General features: G+C 77.9%; 1 protein-coding gene. It reads left to right on the top strand.

Going from position 1 to position 542, the window contains the following annotated elements; genetic code table 11:
* Nucleotides 1-542 (top strand): glycosyltransferase (locus tag ACYVE9_RS30455; RefSeq protein ID WP_461031075.1); only part of this gene is annotated, 542 nt, incomplete at both ends.

The raw sequence follows: 542 nt of genomic DNA, 5'->3' as shown, positions 1-542 counted from the left end.
TGCCGCGGCCCGGCTGATCCGGCTGACCGCCCCCGACGTGGTGCACACCCACAGCGCCAAGGCCGGGCTCGCCGGGCGGCTCGCGGTCCGCGGCCGGATCCCGACCGTGCACCAGCCGCACGCCTGGTCGTTCGAGGCGGTCGACGGCACCGCAGCACAACTCGTCCTGCGCTGGGAGCGGTTCGCCACCCGCTGGACGACCCGGCTGCTGTGCGTCAGCGAGGCCGAACGGTCCAGGGGCAGCGCCGCCCGGGTGCGTGCGCCCTGGAGCGTCATCGGCAACGGCGTGGACCTCGACCGCTTCCACCCCGGCCCGCACGCACCCGGCCCCCGCTCGTGCGATCCGCGAGACCCCGCCCCCCGGGCCACCGCCCCCCGGGTTACGGGTCTCCCGGCACCCGGCACGGCCGTCGAGGACGCGCCCCTGGTCGTCTGCGTGGCCCGGCTCTGCCCGCAGAAAGGCCAGGACGTGCTGCTGCGGGCCTGGCCCGAGGTCACCCGCCGAGTGCCCGGCGCCCGCCTCGCCCTGGTCGGCGACGGCG

The sequence above is a fragment of the Streptomyces sparsus genome (genome assembly GCF_054776295.1).
This window is presented reverse-complemented; position numbering and strand designations above follow the sequence as displayed.